This window comes from Lysinibacillus capsici, from assembly GCF_020217405.1.
Classification (GTDB): domain Bacteria; phylum Bacillota; class Bacilli; order Bacillales_A; family Planococcaceae; genus Lysinibacillus; species Lysinibacillus capsici.
The window spans coordinates 4,512,818-4,538,647 of the sequence record NZ_CP084108.1 but is presented as its reverse complement, the minus strand read 5'-3'; the positions used below and the strand labels follow the sequence as shown (position 1 = coordinate 4,538,647).

The 25,830-nt window shown below is 39.6% G+C and carries 17 protein-coding genes, 6 tRNA genes and 3 rRNA genes; 23 read left to right on the top strand and 3 right to left on the bottom strand.

Translation table 11 applies throughout. From position 1 onward, the window contains the following. Positions 1–119: 119 nt before the first annotated feature. Together LCP48_RS22475 and LCP48_RS22470 are read left to right on the top strand one after the other, a co-directional pair. Positions 120–833, top strand: a complete 714-nt coding sequence (locus LCP48_RS22475) for an N-acetylmuramoyl-L-alanine amidase (RefSeq protein ID WP_004233756.1) — start codon at positions 120–122, stop codon at positions 831–833. A gap of 72 nt (positions 834–905) precedes the next feature. Continuing rightward, on the top strand, positions 906–1,961 hold the full coding sequence (locus LCP48_RS22470; protein ID WP_004233758.1) for a P-loop NTPase: 1,056 nt from the start codon (positions 906–908) through the stop codon (positions 1,959–1,961). Positions 1,962–2,016: 55 nt separating this feature from the next. Here the strand turns inward: LCP48_RS22470 and gerD are convergent, their stop codons facing one another. Next, positions 2,017–2,625 (bottom strand): spore germination lipoprotein GerD, encoded by a 609-nt coding sequence (gerD, locus tag LCP48_RS22465; protein WP_004233763.1) that lies wholly within the window; start codon positions 2,623–2,625, stop codon positions 2,017–2,019. A gap of 149 nt (positions 2,626–2,774) precedes the next feature. Here gerD and LCP48_RS22460 point away from each other — a divergent pair, with 149 nt between their 5' ends. Beyond that, the gene (locus tag LCP48_RS22460; protein WP_009374014.1) at positions 2,775–3,449 is read left to right on the top strand and encodes a KinB-signaling pathway activation protein; all 675 of its coding nucleotides are present in this window, start codon (positions 2,775–2,777) and stop codon (positions 3,447–3,449) included. A gap of 37 nt (positions 3,450–3,486) precedes the next feature. Here the strand turns inward: LCP48_RS22460 and LCP48_RS22455 are convergent, their stop codons facing one another. Next, a complete protein-coding gene (locus LCP48_RS22455; protein ID WP_004233766.1) occupies positions 3,487–4,143 on the bottom strand; it encodes a hypothetical protein in 657 nt (218 codons plus the stop codon). A 268-nt stretch (positions 4,144–4,411) separates the two neighbouring features. On the opposite strand from LCP48_RS22455, the gene LCP48_RS22450 reads away from it, so the two are divergent. From LCP48_RS22450 to rrf, 3 genes are all read left to right on the top strand, one after another. Continuing rightward, positions 4,412–5,964: ribosomal RNA gene (locus LCP48_RS22450) — 16S ribosomal RNA — on the top strand. A gap of 181 nt (positions 5,965–6,145) precedes the next feature. Beyond that, positions 6,146–9,073 (top strand): 23S ribosomal RNA (locus tag LCP48_RS22445). 115 nt (positions 9,074–9,188) lie between these two features. Continuing rightward, positions 9,189–9,304, top strand: a 5S ribosomal RNA gene (rrf, locus tag LCP48_RS22440). Together the 16S, 23S and 5S rRNA genes form the textbook arrangement of a ribosomal RNA operon. A 106-nt stretch (positions 9,305–9,410) precedes the next feature. On the opposite strand, the gene mbcS is transcribed toward rrf, so the two are convergent. Further along, positions 9,411–10,997: an acyl-CoA synthetase MbcS gene (mbcS, locus tag LCP48_RS22435; protein ID WP_225340531.1), complete on the bottom strand. Its 1,587-nt coding sequence runs from the start codon at positions 10,995–10,997 to the stop codon at positions 9,411–9,413. A 269-nt stretch (positions 10,998–11,266) separates the two neighbouring features. Here mbcS and LCP48_RS22430 point away from each other — a divergent pair. The 17 genes from LCP48_RS22430 (at position 11,267) to LCP48_RS22350 (ending at position 25,825) form a co-directional block, all read left to right on the top strand. Then, a tRNA-Asn gene (locus LCP48_RS22430) sits at positions 11,267–11,343 on the top strand. 113 nt (positions 11,344–11,456) lie between these two features. Further along, positions 11,457–11,531 (top strand) — tRNA-Glu (locus LCP48_RS22425). 55 nt (positions 11,532–11,586) lie between these two features. Further along, positions 11,587–11,662: transfer RNA gene (locus LCP48_RS22420), tRNA-Val, on the top strand. 18 nt (positions 11,663–11,680) lie between these two features. Beyond that, positions 11,681–11,764, top strand: a tRNA-Tyr gene (locus LCP48_RS22415). Positions 11,765–11,778: 14 nt separating this feature from the next. Further along, positions 11,779–11,853 (top strand) — tRNA-Gln (locus tag LCP48_RS22410). Positions 11,854–11,866: 13 nt separating this feature from the next. Beyond that, positions 11,867–11,939 (top strand) — tRNA-Lys (locus LCP48_RS22405). A 185-nt stretch (positions 11,940–12,124) separates the two neighbouring features. Next, positions 12,125–13,030 carry an arginase gene (gene rocF, locus LCP48_RS22400; protein ID WP_004225412.1) on the top strand — a complete coding sequence of 302 codons (906 nt, stop codon included), beginning with the start codon at positions 12,125–12,127 and terminating at the stop codon, positions 13,028–13,030. Between the two features lie 133 nt (positions 13,031–13,163). Beyond that, entirely contained in the window at positions 13,164–13,727 is a 564-nt protein-coding gene (sigW, locus tag LCP48_RS22395) for an RNA polymerase sigma factor SigW (RefSeq protein WP_004225410.1), read from the top strand. A 13-nt stretch (positions 13,728–13,740) separates the two neighbouring features. Continuing rightward, positions 13,741–14,367, top strand: a complete 627-nt coding sequence (locus tag LCP48_RS22390) for an anti-sigma factor family protein (RefSeq protein WP_004225400.1) — start codon at positions 13,741–13,743, stop codon at positions 14,365–14,367. A 149-nt stretch (positions 14,368–14,516) separates the two neighbouring features. After that, complete coding sequence (gene cdaA, locus LCP48_RS22385) at positions 14,517–15,353, top strand: diadenylate cyclase CdaA (RefSeq protein ID WP_009370548.1); 837 nt, start codon at positions 14,517–14,519, stop codon at positions 15,351–15,353. Then, the gene (locus LCP48_RS22380) at positions 15,346–16,422 is read left to right on the top strand and encodes a CdaR family protein (protein WP_225340530.1); all 1,077 of its coding nucleotides are present in this window, start codon (positions 15,346–15,348) and stop codon (positions 16,420–16,422) included. The genes cdaA and LCP48_RS22380 overlap by 8 nt, the downstream gene beginning before the upstream one ends. Positions 16,423–16,635: 213 nt before the next feature. Beyond that, positions 16,636–17,988: a phosphoglucosamine mutase gene (gene glmM / locus LCP48_RS22375; protein WP_004225394.1), complete on the top strand. Its 1,353-nt coding sequence runs from the start codon at positions 16,636–16,638 to the stop codon at positions 17,986–17,988. 127 nt (positions 17,989–18,115) lie between these two features. Next, a complete protein-coding gene (locus LCP48_RS22370) occupies positions 18,116–18,631 on the top strand; it encodes a type 1 glutamine amidotransferase domain-containing protein (protein ID WP_004225393.1) in 516 nt (171 codons plus the stop codon). Positions 18,632–19,225: 594 nt separating this feature from the next. Further along, positions 19,226–21,028: a glutamine--fructose-6-phosphate transaminase (isomerizing) gene (gene glmS, locus LCP48_RS22365; RefSeq protein WP_054549731.1), complete on the top strand. Its 1,803-nt coding sequence runs from the start codon at positions 19,226–19,228 to the stop codon at positions 21,026–21,028. 201 nt (positions 21,029–21,229) lie between these two features. Next, a complete protein-coding gene (locus LCP48_RS22360; RefSeq protein ID WP_004225339.1) occupies positions 21,230–22,054 on the top strand; it encodes a heteromeric transposase endonuclease subunit TnsA in 825 nt (274 codons plus the stop codon). Continuing rightward, entirely contained in the window at positions 22,051–24,204 is a 2,154-nt protein-coding gene (locus tag LCP48_RS22355; protein WP_225340529.1) for a Mu transposase C-terminal domain-containing protein, read from the top strand. Before LCP48_RS22360 ends, LCP48_RS22355 begins: the two co-directional genes overlap by 4 nt. Next, the gene (locus tag LCP48_RS22350; RefSeq protein WP_004225334.1) at positions 24,197–25,825 is read left to right on the top strand and encodes an AAA family ATPase; all 1,629 of its coding nucleotides are present in this window, start codon (positions 24,197–24,199) and stop codon (positions 25,823–25,825) included. The genes LCP48_RS22355 and LCP48_RS22350 overlap by 8 nt, the downstream gene beginning before the upstream one ends. Positions 25,826–25,830: the final 5 nt, after the last annotated feature.

Below are 25,830 nucleotides of genomic sequence, written 5' to 3'. Positions count from 1 at the left end.
CTCCCTTAATATAGAAGAAATTAAAACTCTCAAGTTTGTGACTTGGGAGTTTTTTTTACTTTCTGGCATAGTTCATCGACTAATTTCGTACACTAAATGTAAAAGGGTGGTGGATATGGGTGAAGCGCTGGCTTGCACTAGGAGTGATTATGCTTATGAGTATAGTGGTCGTGGCATATGAAACAAATGCTTCGGACCGTAACTTCTTCTTACCGGACCCACTTGGTGGCATAAAGATTGTCATTGATGCAGGGCATGGTGGTGAGGATGGAGGAGCTTCAAAGGGCGAAGTGATTGAAAAGGATATTACACTTGCAATTGCTCAGCATGTAGAGAAGCAATTAAAGAAAAAAGGCGCAACGGTTATAATGACACGAACAAAAAATGGGGATGTAATCGATGAGCATGCGCCATCAGAAAAATATGGAACAATGAGAGAACGGAAAAAACAAGATATCTTCCTAAGAAAGGATATCGTGGAAAAAGAAAAGCCTGATGTATTTATAACTATTCATGCAAATGCCATACCTGAAACAAAATGGCGTGGCGCACAGGTATTTTACCATAAGGAAGGACATGCTGATGGAGAGATTCTTGCCAAGAGTATTCAACAATCCATTCGCACCAATTTAAAAAATACAGATCGTGAAGCATTGTCTATTAAGCAAATCTATTTATTGAAGAAAGCGGAAGTACCTGCAGCTTTAGTGGAGACTGGTTTTATTAGTAATGATGAGGAACGAGCATTATTAGTGGACAAAAACTATCAAGAAAAAATGGCAGATGCCATAGTTGAAGGTATAGAAGACTATTTATTAGCCAAAATTGAGTAGAGCAACATCTACAACGTAAATCAAATCATTATGATATACTAATATTGAGACAATATAAGGGGAGTGTTCGTTGTGATTACTGAACAACAAGTACGAGAAATACTGGGACAACTACAGGATCCATTTTTACATAAATCGCTTGCAGAAACAGATGGTATTACGAACGTAGCAATAAAAGAAGAAAAAAATCATGTCAGTGTAAAAATTGCCATTGCCAAACTGAATACACCAGAACAATTACAGCTACAAATGAAAGTTGTTGAGGTGTTGAAAGAAGCGGGTGTAAACACTGTTGGTATTCGTTTTGAAGAACTATCTACAGAGAAATTACAAAGCTTCCGTGGCACAGCAACAGAATCGGAAGCACAAGATATTTTATCGCCATTAAGCACAGTACAAGTAATTTCAATTGCTTCTGGTAAAGGTGGAGTTGGTAAATCGACAGTATCAGTTAACTTAGCTGTAGCTTTAGCTCGACTAGGAAAGAAAGTCGGCTTAATTGACGCAGATATTTATGGATTTAGTGTACCTGATATGATGGGTGTGACGGATATGCCTAAGGTAGTCGATAATCGTATTTTCCCAGTAGATCGCTTTGGGGTAAAAATGATTTCAATGGGCTTCTTTGTAGAAAATAATGCACCGATCGTATGGCGTGGACCAATGCTAGGTAAAGTATTAGATCAATTCTTCCGTGATGTTGAGTGGGGTGAATTAGATTATTTATTATTAGATTTACCTCCTGGCACAGGTGACGTTGCATTAGATATCCATCAAATGTTACCATCATCAAAAGAAATTGTTGTAACAACACCACACCCAACAGCAGCATTTGTTGCAGCTCGTGCAGGGGCAATGGCGCTTCAAACAGACCATGAAATTTTAGGAGTTATCGAAAACATGGCTTGGTTTGAATCTAAATCAGGTGACCGAGAATTTGTCTTTGGGCAAGGTGGAGGACCAAAGCTAGCTGACGAACTACGTACAGAGTTGCTTGGACAAATCCCGCTTGGGCAACCAGATTGGACAGATGAAGATTTTGCTCCTTCTGTATACGCTGAAAAACATACAACAGGACAAATTTATTTAGACATTGCGACGAAAATCATCGATAAATTAAATAAATAATAAAAAACGGATTTCCACCGATTTTAGGGGGAAATCCGTTTTTACATTACCAAGGTTACTCGGTACTTTTTTGTCCCTTATCCGATCCGCCACCACTATCGCCACTCGCTTCTTTCTTATCGCCACTTCCTGATGAACCGGTTTCGCCACTTTTCTTAATAAGTTCCTGCCATTTCGATTGCATTAAAGGGCTTTCGATCGTTTCCTTTACAACTTCCTCCATTTGCTTTCGCATATTGGATGATTTAAGGATAGTCTCCAACTGCTTTTGCATATCGGGTTGCCCGAAAAATGCCTCCATATCCTTTTGGAAAGTCGGATCTTTTATTAAGTTCTTCATAATATCCTGTTGCTGTTTTTGCATACTTTTCGCAACAGTTTCTTTAAACTTTGGATCTTCGAAGGTTTTTTTCCAAAAGTCTTCTGCTTCCTTGGAAAGTAAAGTTTCCTCGGTAGCCTTTTTCACTTCATCATGCTCTAAAATCAAGAGCTCACGGAAACTCGGCTCTTCTAAAAGCTGTCGCAATGCCTTTTTACCATCCTCTGTTTGTAAAGAGTCAATCATGATTTTTTTTATTTCATCATAGGACATGGTAGAGGTTTTATCTTGTGAACAGGCAGAAAGAAAAAGCATTAGAATCAATAATAAGGTGAATTTTCGCATCGACAATCAGTCCTTTCTCTAGATAGACTCTTTCAATTATTGTTCACATTTCTCAGGACTTTATGTATTCGTTAGGATGAGAAATAGCTTTTTTAACAAGGCATTGATAAAATAAGGACAGATATTGAGAAATTGGGGGACTTTTAGTTGTGACGATACGAAATTGGGCAAAGTTTTTCTTCTTTGCAATGCTCGTTGGTGGTGCAGTCAACGGAGTTTTTAGTTTATTTATTCGCTGGGAATTCTTTCAACCATACATAGCAAACGGTCAATGGGGTGAGTTTTTCGCTGGACTTTTATGGATGGTTTTCTTAGGGTTTACAATGAGTGTTATAGCGCAAGCTGGCTTTTTTGCTTATTTAACACTTCATCAGGTAGGTGTTAATATTTTTAGAACACTGACATTATGGAATTGGGTACAGCTATTATTAATTGCCATAACGATTTTCGATATAATTTTCTTCCGCTTTATTCCTGGTGTGAAGGATGGGCAAAGCTGGTTGTTCTATGTAGGATTATTAATTGTCCTCATTTTCGGGGCCATAGCAACAGCTGTTCAAAAAGTAAAATTAACAGGGAAAAAACATGTAATGATTTCGGCACTATTCTTTATGATTGTCATCACAACGTTGGAGTGGACAATTGCATTGATGGGCCGCGATGAAAATATTAATGAGTATGTTGCGCTTTTATTATTCCCATTATTGGCGGTTAATGCGTATCAATTATTAGTATTACCTAAATATAATGCAAAATCCGATGAAGATCGTCAAAAATTAGAAGCACGACGCAAAGCTCGTCGTGAACAGGCTAAAAACGCATAAGGAAAAAAATTGCCTCGCTGTAGTGGAGGCAATTTTTTTATGGCGCTTTTTTAGTTTGAACCTTATAACCAAATATATTTTCTTCAATCGACATAAACTTATGCTGTTGTATGAGAGTGTTAAGCTCTTTAAAGGATATTTGATTATTTTGATGGAGCGGGAAAAAGACAAAATCACCTTTTTGTAATTTCGGAGTTTTTTCACCTTGCCAAATAAGCGAAGGAGATAGTAAATTCATTTGTTGTTGGAATAAGGCTTTCTGTAAATCCTGTGAATATTGATGATTTCGGGTAGCAAACCATAAAGGTTTTTCTTTTAAATATTTTTCGTAAGTATCAATATCCTTTTGGATGAGCGCAATGTCAATGGGTTCTTCTACTGAATCATCCGGCCCAAGTAATCCTGTAGGTAATTTTCGTTGTTGGATAATTTTTAAATGATCGGGTGACCGTTTTATCCAATCAGCATCTAAAAGTAGAAGTGGATAAGGCTCTTTCACCGTTTGGAGCCATTCTAATAGAGAGTCATCAGAGAAAGAGATCTCTACAATAAGAGATGTGCCATAATGTCCTTTTGTGACCACTACTGGTGCATTTGCAATATTAAATACAGAAATCATCGTTGAATTTATAGGCTTTAAAAAGGCAAAGAGCATTACAATTAAAAGCAGCGAAATCAACGTTTTACGGACCATAATGATAACCTCGTTTCTAAAATTTAAAATAAAAAATGAATCTCTTTAAAAAAACTTATGATTTAGTGTTGACTTTCATGAATAATCGATGTTATTATGTATAAGTCGCCAAGAGGTGACAACGAAATAAAGAAACATGAACCTTGAAAACTGAACAAGCAAAACGTAATCAATAAATTTTTAAGTAGCTAGCTTTGCTAGTGAACGAAACACAATTTTGGACATCAAACATGATGCCAGCAAAACAATTTGAGCTAATCAAATTTCTTTTATGGAGAGTTTGATCCTGGCTCAGGACGAACGCTGGCGGCGTGCCTAATACATGCAAGTCGAGCGAACAGAAAAGGAGCTTGCTCCTTTGACGTTAGCGGCGGACGGGTGAGTAACACGTGGGCAACCTACCTTATAGTTTGGGATAACTCCGGGAAACCGGGGCTAATACCGAATAATCTCTTTTGCTTCATGGCAAGAGACTGAAAGACGGCATCTCGCTGTCGCTATAGGATGGGCCCGCGGCGCATTAGCTAGTTGGTGAGGTAACGGCTCACCAAGGCGACGATGCGTAGCCGACCTGAGAGGGTGATCGGCCACACTGGGACTGAGACACGGCCCAGACTCCTACGGGAGGCAGCAGTAGGGAATCTTCCACAATGGGCGAAAGCCTGATGGAGCAACGCCGCGTGAGTGAAGAAGGTTTTCGGATCGTAAAACTCTGTTGTAAGGGAAGAACAAGTACAGTAGTAACTGGCTGTACCTTGACGGTACCTTATTAGAAAGCCACGGCTAACTACGTGCCAGCAGCCGCGGTAATACGTAGGTGGCAAGCGTTGTCCGGAATTATTGGGCGTAAAGCGCGCGCAGGCGGTCCTTTAAGTCTGATGTGAAAGCCCACGGCTCAACCGTGGAGGGTCATTGGAAACTGGGGGACTTGAGTGCAGAAGAGGAAAGTGGAATTCCAAGTGTAGCGGTGAAATGCGTAGAGATTTGGAGGAACACCAGTGGCGAAGGCGACTTTCTGGTCTGTAACTGACGCTGAGGCGCGAAAGCGTGGGGAGCAAACAGGATTAGATACCCTGGTAGTCCACGCCGTAAACGATGAGTGCTAAGTGTTAGGGGGTTTCCGCCCCTTAGTGCTGCAGCTAACGCATTAAGCACTCCGCCTGGGGAGTACGGTCGCAAGACTGAAACTCAAAGGAATTGACGGGGGCCCGCACAAGCGGTGGAGCATGTGGTTTAATTCGAAGCAACGCGAAGAACCTTACCAGGTCTTGACATCCCGTTGACCACTGTAGAGATATAGTCTCCCCTTCGGGGGCAACGGTGACAGGTGGTGCATGGTTGTCGTCAGCTCGTGTCGTGAGATGTTGGGTTAAGTCCCGCAACGAGCGCAACCCTTGATCTTAGTTGCCATCATTTAGTTGGGCACTCTAAGGTGACTGCCGGTGACAAACCGGAGGAAGGTGGGGATGACGTCAAATCATCATGCCCCTTATGACCTGGGCTACACACGTGCTACAATGGACGATACAAACGGTTGCCAACTCGCGAGAGGGAGCTAATCCGATAAAGTCGTTCTCAGTTCGGATTGTAGGCTGCAACTCGCCTACATGAAGCCGGAATCGCTAGTAATCGCGGATCAGCATGCCGCGGTGAATACGTTCCCGGGCCTTGTACACACCGCCCGTCACACCACGAGAGTTTGTAACACCCGAAGTCGGTGAGGTAACCTTTTGGAGCCAGCCGCCGAAGGTGGGATAGATGATTGGGGTGAAGTCGTAACAAGGTAGCCGTATCGGAAGGTGCGGCTGGATCACCTCCTTTCTAAGGATTATTTCGGAATACAAACCTTGGGTTTGTAAGATTACGTTTTGCGTTCAGTTTTGAAGGTTCATTCTATCTGAATGAAACACTTCAAAACTTGTTCTTTGAAAACTGGATAAAACGACATTGAAATTGTAACAAACACATTTATTTTTTAAGTTTTTTATAGGCTTAATAACTTGGTTAAGTTATTAAGGGCGCACGGCGAATGCCTTGGCACTAGGAGCCGAAGAAGGACGGCACTAACACCGATATGCTTCGGGGAGCTGTAAGTGAGCTTTGATCCGGAGATTTCCGAATGGGGGAACCCACTACGTTTAATCGCGTAGTATCTTGACGTGAATACATAGCGTCTTGAAGGCAGACCCAGGGAACTGAAACATCTAAGTACCTGGAGGAAGAGAAAGAAAAATCGATTCCCTGAGTAGCGGCGAGCGAAACGGGAAGAGCCCAAACCAAGAGGCTTGCCTCTTGGGGTTGTAGGACACTCAATACGGAGTTACAAAAGAGCGAGTTAGATGAAGCGACTTGGAAAGGTCCGCCAGAGCAGGTAAAAGCCCTGTAGTCGAAAGTTCGTTCTCTCCTGAGTGGATCCTGAGTACGGCGGAACACGTGAAATTCCGTCGGAATCCGGGAGGACCATCTCCCAAGGCTAAATACTACCTAGTGACCGATAGTGAACCAGTACCGTGAGGGAAAGGTGAAAAGCACCCCGGAAGGGGAGTGAAAGAGATCCTGAAACCGTGTGCCTACAAGTAGTTAGAGCCCGTTAATGGGTGATAGCGTGCCTTTTGTAGAATGAACCGGCGAGTTACGATTACGTGCGAGGTTAAGCTTTAGAAGGCGGAGCCGCAGCGAAAGCGAGTCTGAATAGGGCGAATTAGTACGTGGTCGTAGACCCGAAACCAGGTGATCTACCCATGTCCAGGGTGAAGGTGAGGTAACACTTACTGGAGGCCCGAACCCACGCACGTTGAAAAGTGCGGGGATGAGGTGTGGGTAGCGGAGAAATTCCAATCGAACTTGGAGATAGCTGGTTCTCTCCGAAATAGCTTTAGGGCTAGCCTCGTGATGAGAATACTGGAGGTAGAGCACTGTTTGGACTAGGGGGCCATCCCGGTTTACCGAATTCAGACAAACTCCGAATGCCAGATATTTATACACGGGAGTCAGACTGCGAGTGATAAGATCCGTAGTCAAAAGGGAAACAGCCCAGACCACCAGCTAAGGTCCCAAAGTAATCGTTAAGTGGAAAAGGATGTGGCGTTGCACAGACAACCAGGATGTTGGCTTAGAAGCAGCCATCATTTAAAGAGTGCGTAATAGCTCACTGGTCGAGTGACGCTGCGCCGAAAATGTATCGGGGCTAAACGATTCACCGAAGCTGTGGATTGACATCTACGATGTCAGTGGTAGGAGAGCGTTCTAAGTGCGTTGAAGTCAGACCGGAAGGACTGGTGGAGCGCTTAGAAGTGAGAATGCCGGTATGAGTAGCGAAAGACGGGTGAGAATCCCGTCCACCGTATGACTAAGGTTTCCTGAGGAAGGCTCGTCCGCTCAGGGTTAGTCGGGACCTAAGCCGAGGCCGATAGGCGTAGGCGATGGACAACAGGTTGATATTCCTGTACCACCTCCTCACCGTTTGAGAAATGGGGGGACGCAGTAGGATAGGGTAAGCGCGCCGTTGGTTGTGCGCGTCCAAGCAGTAAGGCGTGTGTGTAGGCAAATCCGCACACTGTAACGTTGAGCTGTGATGGCGAGTCCGTATGGACGAAGTTCCTGATTTCACACTGCCAAGAAAAGCCTCTATCGAGGTGAGAGGTGCCCGTACCGCAAACCGACACAGGTAGTCGAGGAGAGAATCCTAAGGTGTGCGAGAGAACTCTCGTTAAGGAACTCGGCAAAATGACCCCGTAACTTCGGGAGAAGGGGTGCTCTTGAGCGTGCAAGCGCATGAGAGCCGCAGTGAATAGGCCCAGGCGACTGTTTAGCAAAAACACAGGTCTCTGCAAAACCGTAAGGTGACGTATAGGGGCTGACGCCTGCCCGGTGCTGGAAGGTTAAGAGGAGTGGTTAGCGCAAGCGAAGCTGCGAATTGAAGCCCCAGTAAACGGCGGCCGTAACTATAACGGTCCTAAGGTAGCGAAATTCCTTGTCGGGTAAGTTCCGACCCGCACGAAAGGCGTAACGATCTGGGCACTGTCTCAACGAGAGACTCGGTGAAATTATAGTACCTGTGAAGATGCAGGTTACCCGCGACAGGACGGAAAGACCCCGTGGAGCTTTACTGTAGCCTGATATTGAATTTTGGTACAACTTGTACAGGATAGGTAGGAGCCAGAGATCTCGGAGCGCCAGCTTCGAAGGAGGCGTCGGTGGGATACTACCCTGGTTGTATTGAAATTCTAACCCATGCCCCTTAGCGGGGCAGGAGACAGTGTCAGGCGGACAGTTTGACTGGGGCGGTCGCCTCCTAAAAGGTAACGGAGGCGCCCAAAGGTTCCCTCAGAATGGTTGGAAATCATTCGTAGAGTGTAAAGGCACAAGGGAGCTTGACTGCGAGACCTACAAGTCGAGCAGGGTCGAAAGACGGGCTTAGTGATCCGGTGGTTCCGCATGGAAGGGCCATCGCTCAACGGATAAAAGCTACCCCGGGGATAACAGGCTTATCTCCCCCAAGAGTCCACATCGACGGGGAGGTTTGGCACCTCGATGTCGGCTCATCGCATCCTGGGGCTGTAGTCGGTCCCAAGGGTTGGGCTGTTCGCCCATTAAAGCGGTACGCGAGCTGGGTTCAGAACGTCGTGAGACAGTTCGGTCCCTATCCGTCGTGGGCGTAGGAAATTTGAGAGGAGCTGTCCTTAGTACGAGAGGACCGGGATGGACACACCGCTGGTGTACCAGTTGTCTTGCCAAAGGCATCGCTGGGTAGCTATGTGTGGACGGGATAAGTGCTGAAAGCATCTAAGCATGAAGCCCCCCTCAAGATGAGATTTCCCATTACGCAAGTAAGTAAGATCCCTCAAAGACGATGAGGTAGATAGGTTCGAGGTGGAAGTGTGGTGACACATGGAGCTGACGAATACTAATCGATCGAGGACTTAACCAAAAAGTTTGAAACATTCAATGCACCGTTTATCCAGTTTTGAAAGAACAAATCTTTCAATAAAAAAAGAGAGCTTCAAGACGCCGTAATACGCCGTGTATTGGAGGTCGAATAAAAGTCTAGTGATGATGGCAAAGAGGTCACACCCGTTCCCATACCGAACACGGAAGTTAAGCTCTTTAGCGCCGATGGTAGTTGGGGGCTTCCCCCTGTGAGAGTAGGACGTCGCTAGGCGCAAAAAGTCGCTACTGATACACTCAGTAGTGGCTTTTTTTATTTGAGCCGACTATTTTTTAAAAGAAGGTATCCACAATGGATGCCTTCTTTTTAGATACTTAACTTAGTGTGTATGAACTGTAGTAGCTCGTAGTTCGATACGGCGAATTTTCCCTGATGTCGTTTTTGGTAACTCATCAATAAAGACGATACTACGAGGGTATTTATAAGGGGCTGTTAACGCTTTAACATGCTCCTGTAGTTCCTTTGTTAACTCATCTTCATTACATTCTTTGAAGCCTTCTCGTAAGATAACAAATGCCTTTACAATATGCCCCCTAATTTCATCTGGCGCAGCTACAACTGCACATTCTTGTACAGCTTCGTGTTTGTTTAATGCATCTTCAACTTCAAATGGTCCGATCGTATAACCAGATGAAATAATAATGTCATCCCCACGACCTTCAAACCAGAAGTAACCGTCTTCATCACATTTTGCTTGATCACCTGTAATATACCAGTCCCCACGAAATGCAGCTTGTGTGCGCTCTGGTTCTTTATAATATTCTTTAAATAAAGCTGGTGAAGATTTGTGAACAGCAATATCACCAACTTCGCCAACTGGTGCTTCCTTCCCTTCATTGTCGATAATACGTACAATATTACCTGGAGTTGGAACACCCATAGAACCAGGACGTAATTCTGTGTTTTCGAGTGTACCAATTAATAATGTGTTTTCGGTTTGTCCATAGCCGTCACGTACTTTTAGTCCAAAATGATTCATAAATGTTTCGATAACTGGACGATTTAAAGGTTCACCAGCAGAAACGGCACTTCGTAGAGATGATAGATTGTAGTCTTGTAAATTATCGATTTTCGCCATAATCCGGTATTCGGTCGGTGTACAACATAGAACATTAACTTTTTCATCCTGCATTAATTGAAGATAGGTTTTTGCATCAAATCCACCATGATAGACAAATGCAGTAGCGCCGAGCATGATTGTGGATAAAAAAGGACTCCATATCCACTTTTGCCAACCAGGAGCAGCTGTTGCCCACACGAGGTCCCCTTGACGTACACAAAGCCATTTTGAAGCTGCAGTTCTAATATGTGCATATCCCCAGCCATGTGAATGAACAACGCCTTTAGGTTTACCAGTTGTACCAGATGTATAAGAAAGGAATGCCATGTCATCACGTGTAGTAGCTACAGCTGTAAATGTAGCTGGCTGCTTGCTTGCTAATTCATCTAAAGAAGTCCAATCTTCTTTCGCAGCACCGATCACTAGTTTATTTTTCAATGCGTCTACAGAAGAAGCAATTTGATCAACTTCACTAGTAAAAGCCTCATAAGCAATAACTGCACTAGCAGAAGAATGTTCCATCCGATATTCTAAATCGCTTGCACGTAGCATCTCTGAACATGAAATGGGTACGATACCAGCCTTTAAGCAGCCTAGAAAAACGAAATAGGCTTCTGGAAGTCGAGGAATAATAACTAATACACGATCACCTTTTTGAAGCCCCTTCTCCGTAAAAGCGTTTGCGTATTGATTCATTTTTTGGTTAAGCTCCACATAAGAAACTGTACGTCTCTCTTGTTGTGTATTTAACCAACGTATTGCTTGGCGATCACTATCTTGCGAAAATTTTTCTAATTCCTCTGTGATGTTATAAAATTCAGGTGCAATTAAATCATTTGATACCATCTTGAACATCCTCCCCCAGAAAATTTGATAGAAAATTCATAAAACTATTTTTATTTTAACAATTACAATAATATACAGCAAGAATATTTAGTACGTTAAATAGAAATATTAGAATTAATAGAGAACTATTATGCTTTCAAACGAATATAAGAGCATACTTCGACAAAAAATATAAAAATTTTCACAAAATGTGTTGCATTATTTATAATGCTTGCTATAATAATAAATGTACTTAAGAGGTTGTCTAAAACCAAAGTGAATAGCATTGTTCCGAAGTAGCTCAGTTGGTAGTAGCACCTGACTGTTAATCAGGTTGTCGCAGGTTCGAGTCCTGCCTTCGGAGCCATTTTTTTGTCCTTTTTTCAAATGCTATAATACATAAAAAAATTTGTGGAAAAGCATTGCAATTATTAATGAAAAATGTTATTATAATTCTTGTCTTGTTTGAGACATAATATTGGCCCCTTGGTCAAGTGGTTAAGACACCGCCCTTTCACGGCGGTAACACGGGTTCGAATCCCGTAGGGGTCACCATTTAAAACATAGGCTTTATAAAGAATATAAACTGTGATATAACACCTGTTTCTATGGAGGATTAGCTCAGCTGGGAGAGCATCTGCCTTACAAGCAGAGGGTCGGCGGTTCGAGCCCGTCATCCTCCACCATTCTTATTGTGTTATTTCGGAGGGGTAGCGAAGTGGCTAAACGCGGCGGACTGTAAATCCGCTCCTTAGGGTTCGGCGGTTCGAATCCGTCCCCCTCCACCAGTTTTATAAATGATTGGGGTATAGCCAAGCGGTAAGGCAACGGATTTTGATTCCGTCATGCCTAGGTTCGAATCCTAGTACCCCAGCCATTTTTTCTTTTATGAGCCATTAGCTCAGTTGGTAGAGCATCTGACTTTTAATCAGAGGGTCGAAGGTTCGAGTCCTTCATGGCTCACTTTTTTAGAATGAAAATTATTCAAAAGTGTTATATTAACTACAGATAACTAATCTCTTGCTGAAAACAGTAGGAGATTTTTTTATGTTATTTATAAATGAATAAATATACAACTTTTTGTCGAGTTGAGCCAAGTGGTATGTAGGCTTTACAATAATCTTATAACTTTTAGGGGGTATAAAAACATGAATAAACTTAATATTTCTATTATTGGAGTACCAACAGATTACGGACAAACACGCCGTGGGGTAGATATGGGACCAAGTGCTATTCGATATGCAGGTATTGTTGAACGTTTAGAGGCTATCGGACACGATGTACAGGATCAAGGGGATATTCGTGTTAGTCAAAAGCTTGCTGACGGAGCTGTGGATGAAAAATTACTAAATTTAGAGGAAGTTGTAGATGTTAGTACTGCATTAGCAAATAGTGTGCATGAAGTAGTGGAACAAAAGAAATTCCCACTCGTATTTGGTGGAGACCATAGCATTGCTATTGGAACATTAGCTGGATTAGGTGAGCATTACAAAAATCTCGGTGTTATCTGGTATGACGCTCATGCAGATTTAAATACACCTGAAACAACACCTTCAGGCAATATACATGGGATGCCGTTAGCTGTTAGTATTGGGCTAGGACATGAACGTTTAGTGCAAATTCGCAACTATGCTCCAAAAATTAAGCCAGAAAACGTGATTATTATTGGAGCTCGTTCAGTAGATCCGGGAGAACGTGAATTGATTCGTCAACAAGGAATTAAAGTATATACAATGCATGAAATTGACCGACTTGGCATGACGCGTGTGATGGAAGATGCACTTGCTTATTTAAAGGAACGAAATGTAGATGGTTTACATTTATCACTTGATTTAGACGGACTAGATCCACTTTATACGCCAGGTGTGGGTACTCCAGTTCCAGGCGGAATTACGTACCGAGAAAGCCATTTAGCGATGGAAATGTTACAAGAATCAGGCATGGTAACTTCAGCAGAGTTTGTAGAGGTAAATCCTATATTAGATGAAAAGAATACAACAGCAAATGTGGCTGTTGCATTAATGGGTTCGTTATTTGGTGAAACACTAGTTTAAAGAAAATTTGACAAAAAATTGCCTGTTGCCACATTGCATAAAAATCTTTTGCTATAATTGAATTAAAACGAAACTTTTCTTATCGGTGCTTCGTATAGTATAAGACAGTTGTAAAGGTGGAGAAGTCAACACAATGGATGCGTTAGTAAATAAGAGAATAAAACAAGTGCTTAAAGGCGATCAAAACGCATTTGCCGATATTGTGAGTCTCTATCAGCACAAACTGTACCAAGTATGCTATCGAATGTTAGGCAACAAACAAGAGTCTGAAGACATTGCTCAAGAGGCTTTTGTGCGAGCTTATATGAACTTGCATACATTTGATCAGAAAAGAAAGTTTTCAACGTGGCTTTATCGCATAGCGACAAACCTCTGCATTGACCGTATTCGAAAAAAGAAACCGGATTATTATTTAGATGCAGAAGTAGCTGGTACAGAAGGGCTTGATATGTATTCGCAAATCGCAGCAGACGACCAGCTACCAGAGGAGCAGTTAGAACAAATGGAGCTGCAAGATCGCATTCAATATGAAATTGGACGATTGCCGGATAAATACCGTTCGGTTATAGTATTGAAATATATAGAAGAGTTATCGTTACAAGAGATTAGCGAGATTTTAGATATGCCGCTTGGAACGGTGAAAACGAGAATTCACCGCGGACGTGAGGCATTACGTAAGCAATTAAACAATCTGTAGGAGGGGGAGCGTCATGAATACTTGTCCAGAGCATATTATAGACTATATGCATGATTATTTAGACGGTGACATTAGTCGTGAGCATGAGCAAGAGTTGAAACAACACTTGCATACATGTAATGATTGTAAACAGTTGATGCAAGAATTGAGTGAAACAATCGCCTTTGTGAAGAGTGCTTCCCATATTACAGCGCCTCCGGGTTTTGAAGCAGCAGTTATGGCTCGTTTACCAAAACCAAAAAGTCGAGTAGGTATACAAAAATGGATTCGCCGGCATCCTTTCTTTGTGGCAGCAGCAGTATTTTGCCTATTCATGAGTGCTACATTATTGGGTAGCTTCATGGATGACCAGCATTTCTCAGTAACCAAGCAACCTAATTTAGTTGTGGATGGTCAAACAGTGATTGTCCCTGAAGGAGAAGTGGTAAAAGGCGATATTGTTGTAAAAAATGGCGATTTGATTGTTGAAGGAGAAGTTGATGGCAACGTCACAGTAATCAACGGGCAATATATGGCATCTTCAGCGGTAGTTTCAGGGAGAATCGAAGAAATTGACGAAGTATTTGAATGGTTATGGTATACAATTAAAAATTCTGTTAAGACAGCCATGACATTTGAGGAAAAAGAAGAAACTAAATAACACTCTATACGTCCTAAAAAATAGTGCACGTGAGAGGCTGAAAGGTCTACTCTTCTGAGTAGACTTTTTATTTGAAAAAAGTTACATTTGATAAGAATGTGATATACTTGAATGTGTATGGATTCGTAATGAAAAGTGGGGGATGCCACGTGCAAATTATCGAACATTTCACGGATTTAACGCCTGTGAATATTGTTATTAACTTCATTGATGTACTGCTCGTTTGGTACGTTGTTTATAAAGTCTTAACCCTCATTAAAGGTACGAAGGCTGTCCAATTACTTAAGGGAATATTCGTCATTATTATTGCACGAATTGCAACAGACCTTTTAGGGTTACAAACACTTGGCTGGATGCTACAACAAGTTATTGAGTTTGGTTTCCTAGCGATTATTATTATTTTCCAACCTGAAATCAGACGAGGTTTAGAACAAATTGGACGAGGAAAGCTATTCCAACGCTCATCTAGTCAAGAGGAAGAAGAACAAACAAGACTTATTGAGGCAATGAAGAAGTCTGTAAGTTATATGGCTAAACGTCGAATAGGTGCGTTAATTTCTATTGAAAAAGAAACAGGTCTTAATGAATATATTGAAACGGGTATAGGGCTAAATGCTGAAATTTCATCAGAATTACTGATTAATATCTTTATACCAAATACCCCGTTACATGATGGGGCTGTTATTATGCAAAAAGATAAAGTTACAGCAGCGGCTTGTTATTTACCTTTATCTGAAAGCCCATTTATTTCAAAAGAGTTAGGGACACGCCACCGTGCTGCTCTTGGTTTAAGTGAAGTTACAGATGCTATTACAATTGTTGTTTCCGAGGAAACAGGTGCAATTAGTATAACATTAAATGGTAATCTCCATCGAAATCTTTCTCTAGAGGAGTTCGAAACATTATTAAGAAAAATGTGGTTCGGATCAGTACAAGAATCAAATGCATCCTCTAAGTTGACTTGGAGGGGGAAAAAGAATGGATAAAATGATGGATAGCCCTTGGGTACTTAGAATCATCGCGCTGTTTTTAGCGTTTTTGCTTTTTTTCTCAGTGCGTACCGAGTTGTCACCTTTAAATAAAGCTACCTCAAATGAACAAACGGATGTTATTCATGATGTTCCAGTGGATGTTTATTACGATAATGAGAATCTTATTGTGACAGGTTTACCTGAAACTGTGGATGTAACGATAGAAGGTCCGATGGCATTGGTTTTAAAAGCAAAGGGAGCTAAGGATTTTTCTATATTTGCGGATTTGAGCAATTTATTGCTGGGAGAACATGATGTAAAACTGCAATACGAAAATATTTCAGATAAGTTAAAGGTGACATTAGACCCTGCAACTGTTCATGTAAATATTGAGGAAAAGGTCACGCAGGAGTTCCGAGTGGACCCTGAAATGAACAAACGTTTAATCGAAGAAGGTTTTATCTTAAAAGAAATGACGGCCAACCCGCCAACTGTTTATGTAACAGGTGCAAAAAGTGCTATTGAAAGCATTAGTTATGTAAAAGCAACTGTTACAGGAGAGCAGGGCTTGAAGCAATCATTTACGCAGGAAGCAGCTGTAAAAGTATTAGATAGAGATTTAAATAAGTTAGACGTGACTATTGAACCTGAAATTGTGAAAGTTCAAGTAGATATAGCGGAGTATAGTCGAGAGATCCCAGTTGTCCTTAACGAAACAGGGCAAGCTGCCGAGGACATTACCATTAACTCATTAACATTTACACCGAAAATGATTAAAGTGTATGGTAGAAAATCAATTATTGACAGTTTAACATCCATTCCAATAACAGTTGACCTGTCAAAAATTACTGAGTCCAAAACTTATGAATTTGATGTAAAATTACCAGATGGTGTGACAAAAATATCTGACAAGAAAATAAAAGTGAAGGCAGATATTACAAAGGTTGAACGAGAAGAACAGCAGAAAACACCAGCTTCTACAGATGAAACGCCACCTCCAACTGAAGAACCTGATGTGACAGATGAGAGTACTCCAACTGATAAAAATACGTCAACTGAAGAATCGGAAGATATTGATTCTTAAACAATATGTGACTATAATTTTATTTTGATTCTAAATCAAAAATCCAATCAGGTTTGTAATTCAGGTTTCATCAAACAAACTGGCAGAGTGGAATATTACTAATTACCAATGAATGAACAAAAGCAGACTTTTCCAAAAGTAAGCGGACAAGTGTCTAATGCTTGATAGAAACTCACTAGGCACTGTCTTGCATTGAAGGAGAGAATAAGTAGAATGGGTAAATATTTTGGAACAGATGGCGTCCGTGGCGTCGCGAATAGTGAATTAACACCAGAATTTGCATTTAAACTTGGTCGTATAGGCGGCTATGTTTTAACAAAAGATGCAACTGACCGTCCAAAGGTTTTAATTGGTCGTGACACACGTATTTCAGGTGAGATGCTTGAAGGTGCACTTGTGGCTGGTCTTTTATCAATTGGGGTAGAGGTAATGCGTCTTGGTATTATTTCAACACCAGGTGTGGCATACCTTACTCGAATTATGAGCGCAGATGCAGGCGTCATGATTTCAGCTTCACATAACCCAGTTGCAGATAACGGTATTAAATTCTTCGGTCCTGATGGCTTTAAGCTAACAGATGCACAGGAAGCGGAAATTGAAGCGTTAATTGATGCGCAAGAGGATACATTACCACGTCCTATAGGCGCAGATTTAGGATCTGTAAGCGACTATTTCGAAGGTGGTCAAAAATATATTCAATACTTAAAGCAAACAGTGGATGAAGAATTTGATGGTATCCATGTAGCGCTTGATTGTGCACATGGTGCAACTTCATCTTTGGCTACACATTTATTTGCTGATTTAGAAGCTGACATTTCTACAATGGGTGCTTCTCCAACTGGCTTAAATATCAATGATGGTGTAGGCTCAACACACCCCGAAGGACTAGCTAAGTTTGTTACTGAAAAAGGTGCAGATGTTGGTTTAGCTTTTGATGGCGATGGAGACCGTTTAATTGCTGTAGATGAAAACGGAAAAATCGTTGACGGTGACCAAATTATGTTTATCATTGGTAAGCATTTAAATGCGGTAGGGCGTTTGAAGAAGCAAACAATTGTTTCAACAGTGATGAGCAATATGGGCTTCTATAAAGCTGTGGCTGACAATGGTATGCAAAGTGTACAAACAGCTGTAGGTGATCGTTATGTTGTGGAAGAAATGCGTGCGAATGAATACAATTTAGGTGGCGAGCAATCAGGGCATATCGTCTTTCTAGATTTTAATACAACAGGTGATGGCTTACTGACAGGAATTCAGCTTGTCAACATTATGAAGGCGACGGGTAAAAAGCTTTCAGAACTTGCAGCTGAAATGAAAATCTACCCTCAGCGTCTTGTCAATGTGCGTGTAACAGATAAGCATGCTGTGACCGATAATGCGAAAGTAGCTACAGTAATTGCAGAGGTAGAAGCTGAAATGGCTGGAAATGGTCGTGTTTTAGTACGTCCTTCAGGTACAGAGCCATTAGTTCGTGTCATGGTGGAAGCAGCAACAGAAACGGATTGCGAGCGTTTTGTCGAGCGTATTGCAGATGTTGTACGTGTAGAAATGGGCCTAACAGAATAAGAAATAGAGTGTAAACCCGATTTCCGTAAACAGGAAATCGGGTTTACTTATTTGAAAGGAATGTTTTAAATAAGCGAGATGGGGAACAGTAATTAGGAGTCACAATAACAAGGAGTGTTTAATTGATATGGCTAAAATTGCTACAGTTATAACAGATATGTTTGAGGACATTGAGTTTACAAGCCCTAAAGAAGCTTTGGAGGCAGCTGGGCATCAGCTAGTAACAATTGATACCGAAGCGGGCAAGGAAGTTAAGGGGAAGCATGGAGAGACAGTGAAAATTGATAAAGGCATTGATGATGTAAAAGCTACAGATTACGATGCATTATTTATTCCTGGTGGTTTTTCTCCTGATATATTACGTGCGGATGATCGTATAGTAGCATTTGCAAAGTCCTTTATGGATGAAATGAAGCCTACCTTTGCCATTTGTCATGGACCACAACTTCTCATTACTGCAAAGACATTAAATGGTCGTGACGCCACAGGCTATAAATCCATTCAAGTGGATTTAGAAAATGCAGGGGCAATCTTCCATGATGAAGAAGTATTTGTCTGTCAAAAACAGCTTGTAACAAGTAGAACGCCAGATGATCTTCCTGCATTTAATAGAGAAATTGTTAAATTATTAGACAGTAAATAAAGGATAGGCACAAGCATTTTAGATGCTTGTGCCTATTTTGTATTACAATGCTTATCAAAGTGCTTATGTATCGCTTTGTCTACATATTTGTCACGAAAATGCTTTAAGACTAGGTGTTTTTTATAACGAAAATTTGACGGATAGCATATGATTGAGTATGATGGAGAAGTTGAAGATGAGGTCCGACCTTATCCTTTAACGTGCGCCTAAGGAGGGAAGAAAGCGCAAAATCGGAAAACAATTATAGCGCCTGAGCTGAAGAAATCGGACGAAAAGATCTTCAGCAGACGAGGTGGAGGTTTATCGAAAATTCGGCGGATGCCTCCCAATCGACATACCCGATTGTCATTCTCCATTTTGAAAGCATTTGAGTGATTGAATGTACAGAAAGTGGAGAAGGTATTGTAAAAGCAATAGATAAATAGATGAAGCTTCACATATCGAAGATCTCTATTCAGTTGGCTGAGTAGCTTGTGTGTATTGGAGTGCTTTATTTTTATAAAAATAAAGCTTCGCTTATACATTCAAAAAAATCGATAGGATGAGGCCTAGTTTGTCATTGCATTAAATTGACATTATCGGAGGACGAGAATTATGTGTGGAATTGTAGGATATATTGGTGAATCAGATGCAAAGGAAATTCTATTAAAAGGCTTAGAAAAGCTAGAGTACCGTGGTTATGATTCAGCGGGTATTGCAGTACGTAACGAGGAAGGCGTAACGGTTTTCAAAGAAAAAGGGCGTATTGCAGATTTACGAGAAGCGGTAGATGAAGATGTTGCTGCGAAAATTGGAATTGGTCATACACGTTGGGCAACACATGGTGTGCCAAATCGTTTAAATGCTCACCCACATCAAAGTGCATCAGGACGCTTTACACTTGTGCATAATGGGGTTATTGAAAACTATCACTTATTGCAAAAAACATATTTAAAAGGCATTCCAATGAAATCTGATACAGATACAGAGGTTATTGTGCAATTAGTAGAGTTATTTGTGAAAGATGGTCTAAGCACTGCAGACGCCTTCCGTAAAACATTGTCTCTATTACATGGCTCCTATGCACTGGCATTATTAGATGCAGAGGCAGCAGATACAATCTTTGTAGCAAAAAATAAATCACCACTTCTAGTTGGAATTGGTGAAGGTTTCAATGTTGTTGCGTCAGATGCAATGGCGATGCTACAGGTAACAGATCAATACGTAGAGCTTCACGATAAAGAGGTAGTTATCGTACACAAAGCAAGTGTGGAAATTACAAAATTAGATGGTACTGTAGTAGAGCGTGCACCATATACTGCTGAGCTTGATATGAGTGATATTGAAAAAGGCACATATCCACACTATATGTTAAAAGAAATGGATGAGCAGCCTACAGTTATTCGTAAAATCATTCAGGCATATGAAGGTGACAATGGCGATTTAACGATTGATGCGGAGATTTTAGAAGCTTTACGAGCAGCAGATCGTTTATATATTATTGCAGCGGGCACTAGCTACCATGCTGGTCTTATTGGTAAACAATATTTCGAAAAAATGGCTGGTATCCCTGTAGAAGTGCATATTTCTAGTGAATTTGGCTATAACATGCCATTACTTTCAGAAAGACCATTATTTATCTTCATTACACAATCAGGAGAAACAGCAGATAGTCGTCAAGTACTTGTAAAAATTAAAGAGTTGGGCTATCCAACATTAACGATCACAAATGTACCAGGCTCTACGTTATCACGTGAAGCTGACCATACATTGTTATTACACGCAGGTCCAGAAATTGCTGTAGCTTCTACAAAAGCTTATGTGGCACAAGTAGCAGTACTTGCATTAGCAGCCTATGTGACAGCAAAGGCAAATGGCAAAGGCTTAGAATTTGATTTAAAACAAGAGCTTGCGATTGCCGCTAATGGCATCCAAACAATTATTGATTCAAAAGATGTGTTAGAAGACATTGCAGAAGATTACTTAAAAATCGCACGCAACGCATTCTTCATTGGCCGTAATATGGACTTCTATGTCAGCCTTGAAGGTGCCTTAAAACTAAAAGAAATTTCGTACATCCAAGCAGAAGGCTTTGCTGGTGGAGAACTGAAGCACGGAACAATTGCCTTAATCGAAGAAGGTACACCTGTGTTTGCGCTTGTCACACAAGCATCAGTAGGATTAAACATCCGTGGTAATGTTAAAGAAGTAGCGGCTCGTGGTGCATATCCATGTATTATCGCGATGGCAGGCATTGATGAAGATGGCGACCGTTTAGTCATTCCACATGTTCATGAATTACTAACACCGCTTGTATCAGTAGTACCTTTACAATTAATTAGCTACTATGCTGCACTTCACCGACGCTGTGATGTAGATAAACCACGTAACTTAGCTAAATCGGTAACTGTTGAGTAAGAACAAAAATTAGATTTAATATATGTGTTTTCGTATAATAAAGTTTTAAACTAGATAATAAAGTTGTAAACTCAATAATAAAGTTTTGAACTGGATAATAAAATTGTATACTATTTATGTTATTTGTTTATAATCGTATTTAAGGTAATTATTACCTTAAATACGATTTTTTATTTTCACTTAAAGGAGATTGTGCTAAATATGGCAAAAAGAGAGAGTGGATGGACGGAAGAAAAAATTGCTCGTTATATAAAGCTAGGCAAAGGTCAGGGAGAGTTAAGCGAGTATACTCCGTGGTTAAATGTACAAGATTTCTCTTCTAAGGGGAATGTAACACGTTTAAATGGCTGGAAGACTAAAAGACAGCATGAGTTTTTTTCAAATTTAGAGAGAAGTTATTTTTTTCTATTGGATTGGTCAGATGATGTATTAGATATTAGAGAACAATTTCCAATAGATAGAGAACTAACTTTTAAAATCGCAGAAGAAAAAAGCATTCCACATTCCATCGATAATAAGAATAATACAATTATTCCTATGACGACAGATTTTTTTATTACCCTTATTCAAAATAAAAGAAGGGTTTATTTAGCTCGCACAGTAAAGCCGAGTAAAGATTTAGAAGACCCAAGGATAATTGAGAAGTTTGAAATTGAACGAGAATATTGGGAGAAAAAAGGAATTAATTGGGGGATTATTACAGAAAAAGAACTACCAGAGGGGCTTGTTAAAAATATTCAATGGGTACATAAATTTTATTTCTTGGATTGCGAAGAAGATGAATTATTAGCGTTGGAGTTATTAAAGGTCATTAAGTTTAATGTAAAAAGACTGAATATAAAGATAATTTCATTGTGTAATAAATTTGATGAGGAATATAATTTAGAGGTGGGGACTGCACTTACGTATATTAAACACTTAATAGCAAGAAAAATGATTGTCTTTAATATGATGGAGAAGTTGGACATTCGCAAATTGAAAATAAGTGAAATAACTATAAAGGGCAATGGGGGGGGAGAAGATTGATTACATTAGCGGTTAATGAGCTGATAGAGGATTTAACAAATAATAAAATTTATCGCCTATTATGGATTGATGAAACAAATACCACCTCCTTTGTTATAGATGTAGAGTCCTCAAAAGCATTACCTATGTTACTGAAGATTAGAGATTTAACTCAAGGGGTTTTAGAAGGAATTTATGTTAAGGTGGAAACGCAAAATGGTAATCAACAAAGAATAAGTAGGGAGTTAACCGATAAGGAGAGGGAAATTAGGGATAATGCTTGGGACTTGATTAAAGATTTAGTACAAAATGTACCATCAATATTTATAAGCGAATTACGTGGAAAAGAAGTAAAGAAATTAGAGAGTGAAAAGCAGTTTGCAAAAGCAACATTATATAAGTATTTAAGGAGATATTGGCAAGGTGGAATGACAACTAATTGTCTTGTTCCTAATTATAGAAATTCAGGTGCGAGAGGTAAGACGAGAAAAAGTGGCGAGAAAAAGAGAGGTCGTCCAAGATTAGGAGATACTGTAGGTATTAATGTTACGAAAGAAATTACGGATATTTTTCGAAAAGCTATAAAAAGATACTATCTGACAGATAAGAAAAATACATTAACGTTTACATATAAGATGATGATTAAAGAGTTTTATGCAGGAGAAGTTAGATATGAGAACGGGTTAAAATACATATCGATATTAGATGAAAATAGTATCCCTACTATGGCTCAATTTAAATATTGGTATGAGAAGGAATTTGATATTGAACAAGTTGTCAAAAAACGTGATGGTATAAAAAGTTTTGAGCGCAATAATAGAGCCATTTTGGGCTCATCAACATATGAAGCACTAGGACCTGGTTCACGATATCAAATTGATGCTACTGTGGCTGATGTATATTTAATTTCAAGTTATAATTCAGATTGGATAGTAGGTAGACCCATTATCTATTTTGTTATAGATGTATATTCACACTTAATAACAGGTATGTATATTGGATTTGAAGGACCATCGTGGGCGGGGATAATGATGGCTATTGCTAATGCTGCTTCGGACAAAAAAGAATTCTGCAACAGTTATGGAATTAATATTTCGAATGAATGGTGGCCTTCAGCCCATTTACCAGAAATAATTTTAGGAGATAGAGGTGAATTAGAGGGGTATAGTGTTAACAGTTTAATAAATGGATTAAATATTTCTATTGAAAACACTCCTTCATTTCGACCTGACTGGAAAGGTATTGTTGAAAAATTATTTGACACCACCCAAGAAAGGATAAAGTCTTTCTTACCTGGCTATATACAAACTGATTTTGGAGAAAGAGGAGCTAAGGATTATCGATTGGAAGCCAAGTTAACACTTGAACAATATACAAAAATTATCATTAATTTTGTTTTGTATTATAACAAGAATTATTTTATGAAAAACTATATAAGAGATACAGGAATGATTGAAGACAATGTTAAACCTACTCCAATTGAACTTTGGAAATGGGGGATTCATAATAGGGCAGGTAAGTTAAGGAAGGCGGATTCTGATACTATAAGGTTTTATTTAATGCCAAGGGATAAAGCTACTGTAACATCAAGAGGTATAAAATTTAAAGGGATGCTATACAGTTGTGAATTGGCAATAAAAGAATCCTGGTTTGTTAATGCTAGAATCAACAAAAGCTGGAAAGTTGAAATATCATATGACCCGCGGAATATGGATAATATCTATCTTCATACAAATAAGGAATCTATGTTTGAAGTGTGTTCACTTTTAGAACACCAAGAGAGATTTAAAGGGAAAGTGATTGATGAAATCGAACAGTTAACTAGAAATGAACGAAATGATTACAAAAAAGAAGAACATGCAATACTTCAAGAGGAGGTTAATCTTTTCGGTAACATTGAAGCGATTGTTACGGAGTCTATACAAATTGCAAATCAAACTCAAAGTAAGAATATTACTAAAGCAAAAAAGACTAAAAGCATTAGGGAAAATAGACAAGTTGAAAAAGCCTTACAAAGAGAGCTGGAGTCTTTCCAATTAGGTATCCAACTAAAGAATAATCAAGAAAATATTATAGATTTAAAGCCTAATGAGCTTGATGCAAATACACCAGAAACCTCTTTAATTAAGGAATTATTTAATAAACGACGCGGAATGAAAAGGAATGAATAGTAAAATGATAATTGTATTAGAAAACGGTATGGAGGTGCAAAAAGCTGAGTACCTTGAGCAAAAAAATATTGATTATGCTGGCAATCCACTTATAGAAGCGTTACCCCCAATTCTCTCCAAGGAAGAAGCTTTTGAACAACTAAGCTTTTTACCTTTATATAATGATTCTGAAAGAAATTTATCAAATCATCACCGATATCATTCATTGCTACGTTTATCTCGCTTTTATCAGCCTATTAATCAAACTTTAAATTTGGAACAGCGATTTTCAGGATTTATTCGGTATGGGTATGTCAGTAGGAACCCTTTGCAAAAAAAACATGTTCAGGTACTTAATGAATTGCATAGTAGATTGATTAATAAAGAAGGTCTAGGTTTACCACCTGACATACGCTCTTCAGCTTCAAGTTTTACCTTAATGGGATTTTCCGGAATAGGGAAAACTTCAGCAATAGAAAGAATACTATCACTTTATCCTCAAGTAATTTTACATCAAGATCCTATTAACAGTATTCAAATAGTGTGGCTAAAGTTGAATTGTCCTCATGATGGATCGTTAAAAACATTATGTATGGATTTTTTTCATAGAATTGATTTGCTAGTAGGCACAAATTATTTTGAGAAATATGGAAAAAAAACAAACTCAATTAGTTCTATGGTTACTCGGATGGGCCAAGTTGCACGTATACACTTTATTGGTGCTTTAATTATTGATGAAATTCAACATTTATTATCAGCTTCAGGCGTTGCATCAGAAATGATGATGAATTTCTTTGTAACATTAGTTAATGAAATTGGTGTACCCGTGATGTTTATTGGAACTATGAAATCTAAGGTTTTGTTGCAAAAGGATTTTAGACAAGCGCGAAGAAGTAGTGGGCAAGGGGATATGATTTGGCAACAAATGAAACAAGATGACGATTGGGAAGTCTTAATTACTAGCATGTGGGATTATCAATGGACAAAGGAACGTACAGAACTTACAAGTGAATTACTTGACACTTTACATGAGGAGAGTCAGGGAATTGTAGATATTGCGGTAAAATTGTATTTACTTGCACAAGCCAGGGCGATTGATTCAGGTCTTGAAAAAATAACTTCACAACTTATACAAAAAGTAGCTAAAGAGGATTTACAGATCCTACAACCTATGTTGAAAGCTTTAAAATCTGGTGAGCCAAGTGAAATTGCTAAATATGAAGATATTGTTCCAATGGACATAGAAGAATATCTCCAAAATAGAATTCCAGTACTTGATCTTAAAGAGCAAATTAGAGCAAAAAAAGAGAAAATTGAAAAGGCTAGATTAAATAAAGAATTGTCTAAATTAGAAAAATTGATTTTATCCTTAATCAATTTAGATATTAATGAAAAAGCTGCTGAAAGTGCTGCTAAATATGTAATTAAAAAATTTCCAGAGTTGACTGTTCAACAATTAATGGCGGCATCACTTCAGTACATCGAAGGGATTAAAGAAAACAAAAGAAATTTAAAAAATGAAGCAGTTGATAGTAAATTAAAATCAATTATTGATAAAGGAAGGAAGAATAAACGCTCCGCTTATGAGGCATTATGTGAAGAAGGATATATTAAGAATCCTTTAGAGGACTTTATAATGTAAGGGTG

Coding starts and splice junctions, on each gene's coding strand:
- sigW (WP_004225410.1), top strand. CDS start 13,164: ATGGATGCGTTAGTAAATAAGAGAATAAAACAAGTGCTTAAAGGCGAT.
- glmS (WP_054549731.1), top strand. CDS start 19,226: ATGTGTGGAATTGTAGGATATATTGGTGAATCAGATGCAAAGGAAATT.
- LCP48_RS22360 (WP_004225339.1), top strand. CDS start 21,230: ATGGCAAAAAGAGAGAGTGGATGGACGGAAGAAAAAATTGCTCGTTAT.
- LCP48_RS22370 (WP_004225393.1), top strand. CDS start 18,116: ATGGCTAAAATTGCTACAGTTATAACAGATATGTTTGAGGACATTGAG.
- LCP48_RS22380 (WP_225340530.1), top strand. CDS start 15,346: ATGGATAAAATGATGGATAGCCCTTGGGTACTTAGAATCATCGCGCTG.
- gerD (WP_004233763.1), bottom strand. CDS start 2,625: ATGCGAAAATTCACCTTATTATTGATTCTAATGCTTTTTCTTTCTGCC.
- LCP48_RS22455 (WP_004233766.1), bottom strand. CDS start 4,143: ATGGTCCGTAAAACGTTGATTTCGCTGCTTTTAATTGTAATGCTCTTT.
- glmM (WP_004225394.1), top strand. CDS start 16,636: ATGGGTAAATATTTTGGAACAGATGGCGTCCGTGGCGTCGCGAATAGT.
- mbcS (WP_225340531.1), bottom strand. CDS start 10,997: ATGGTATCAAATGATTTAATTGCACCTGAATTTTATAACATCACAGAG.
- LCP48_RS22390 (WP_004225400.1), top strand. CDS start 13,741: ATGAATACTTGTCCAGAGCATATTATAGACTATATGCATGATTATTTA.
- LCP48_RS22350 (WP_004225334.1), top strand. CDS start 24,197: ATGAATAGTAAAATGATAATTGTATTAGAAAACGGTATGGAGGTGCAA.
- rocF (WP_004225412.1), top strand. CDS start 12,125: ATGAATAAACTTAATATTTCTATTATTGGAGTACCAACAGATTACGGA.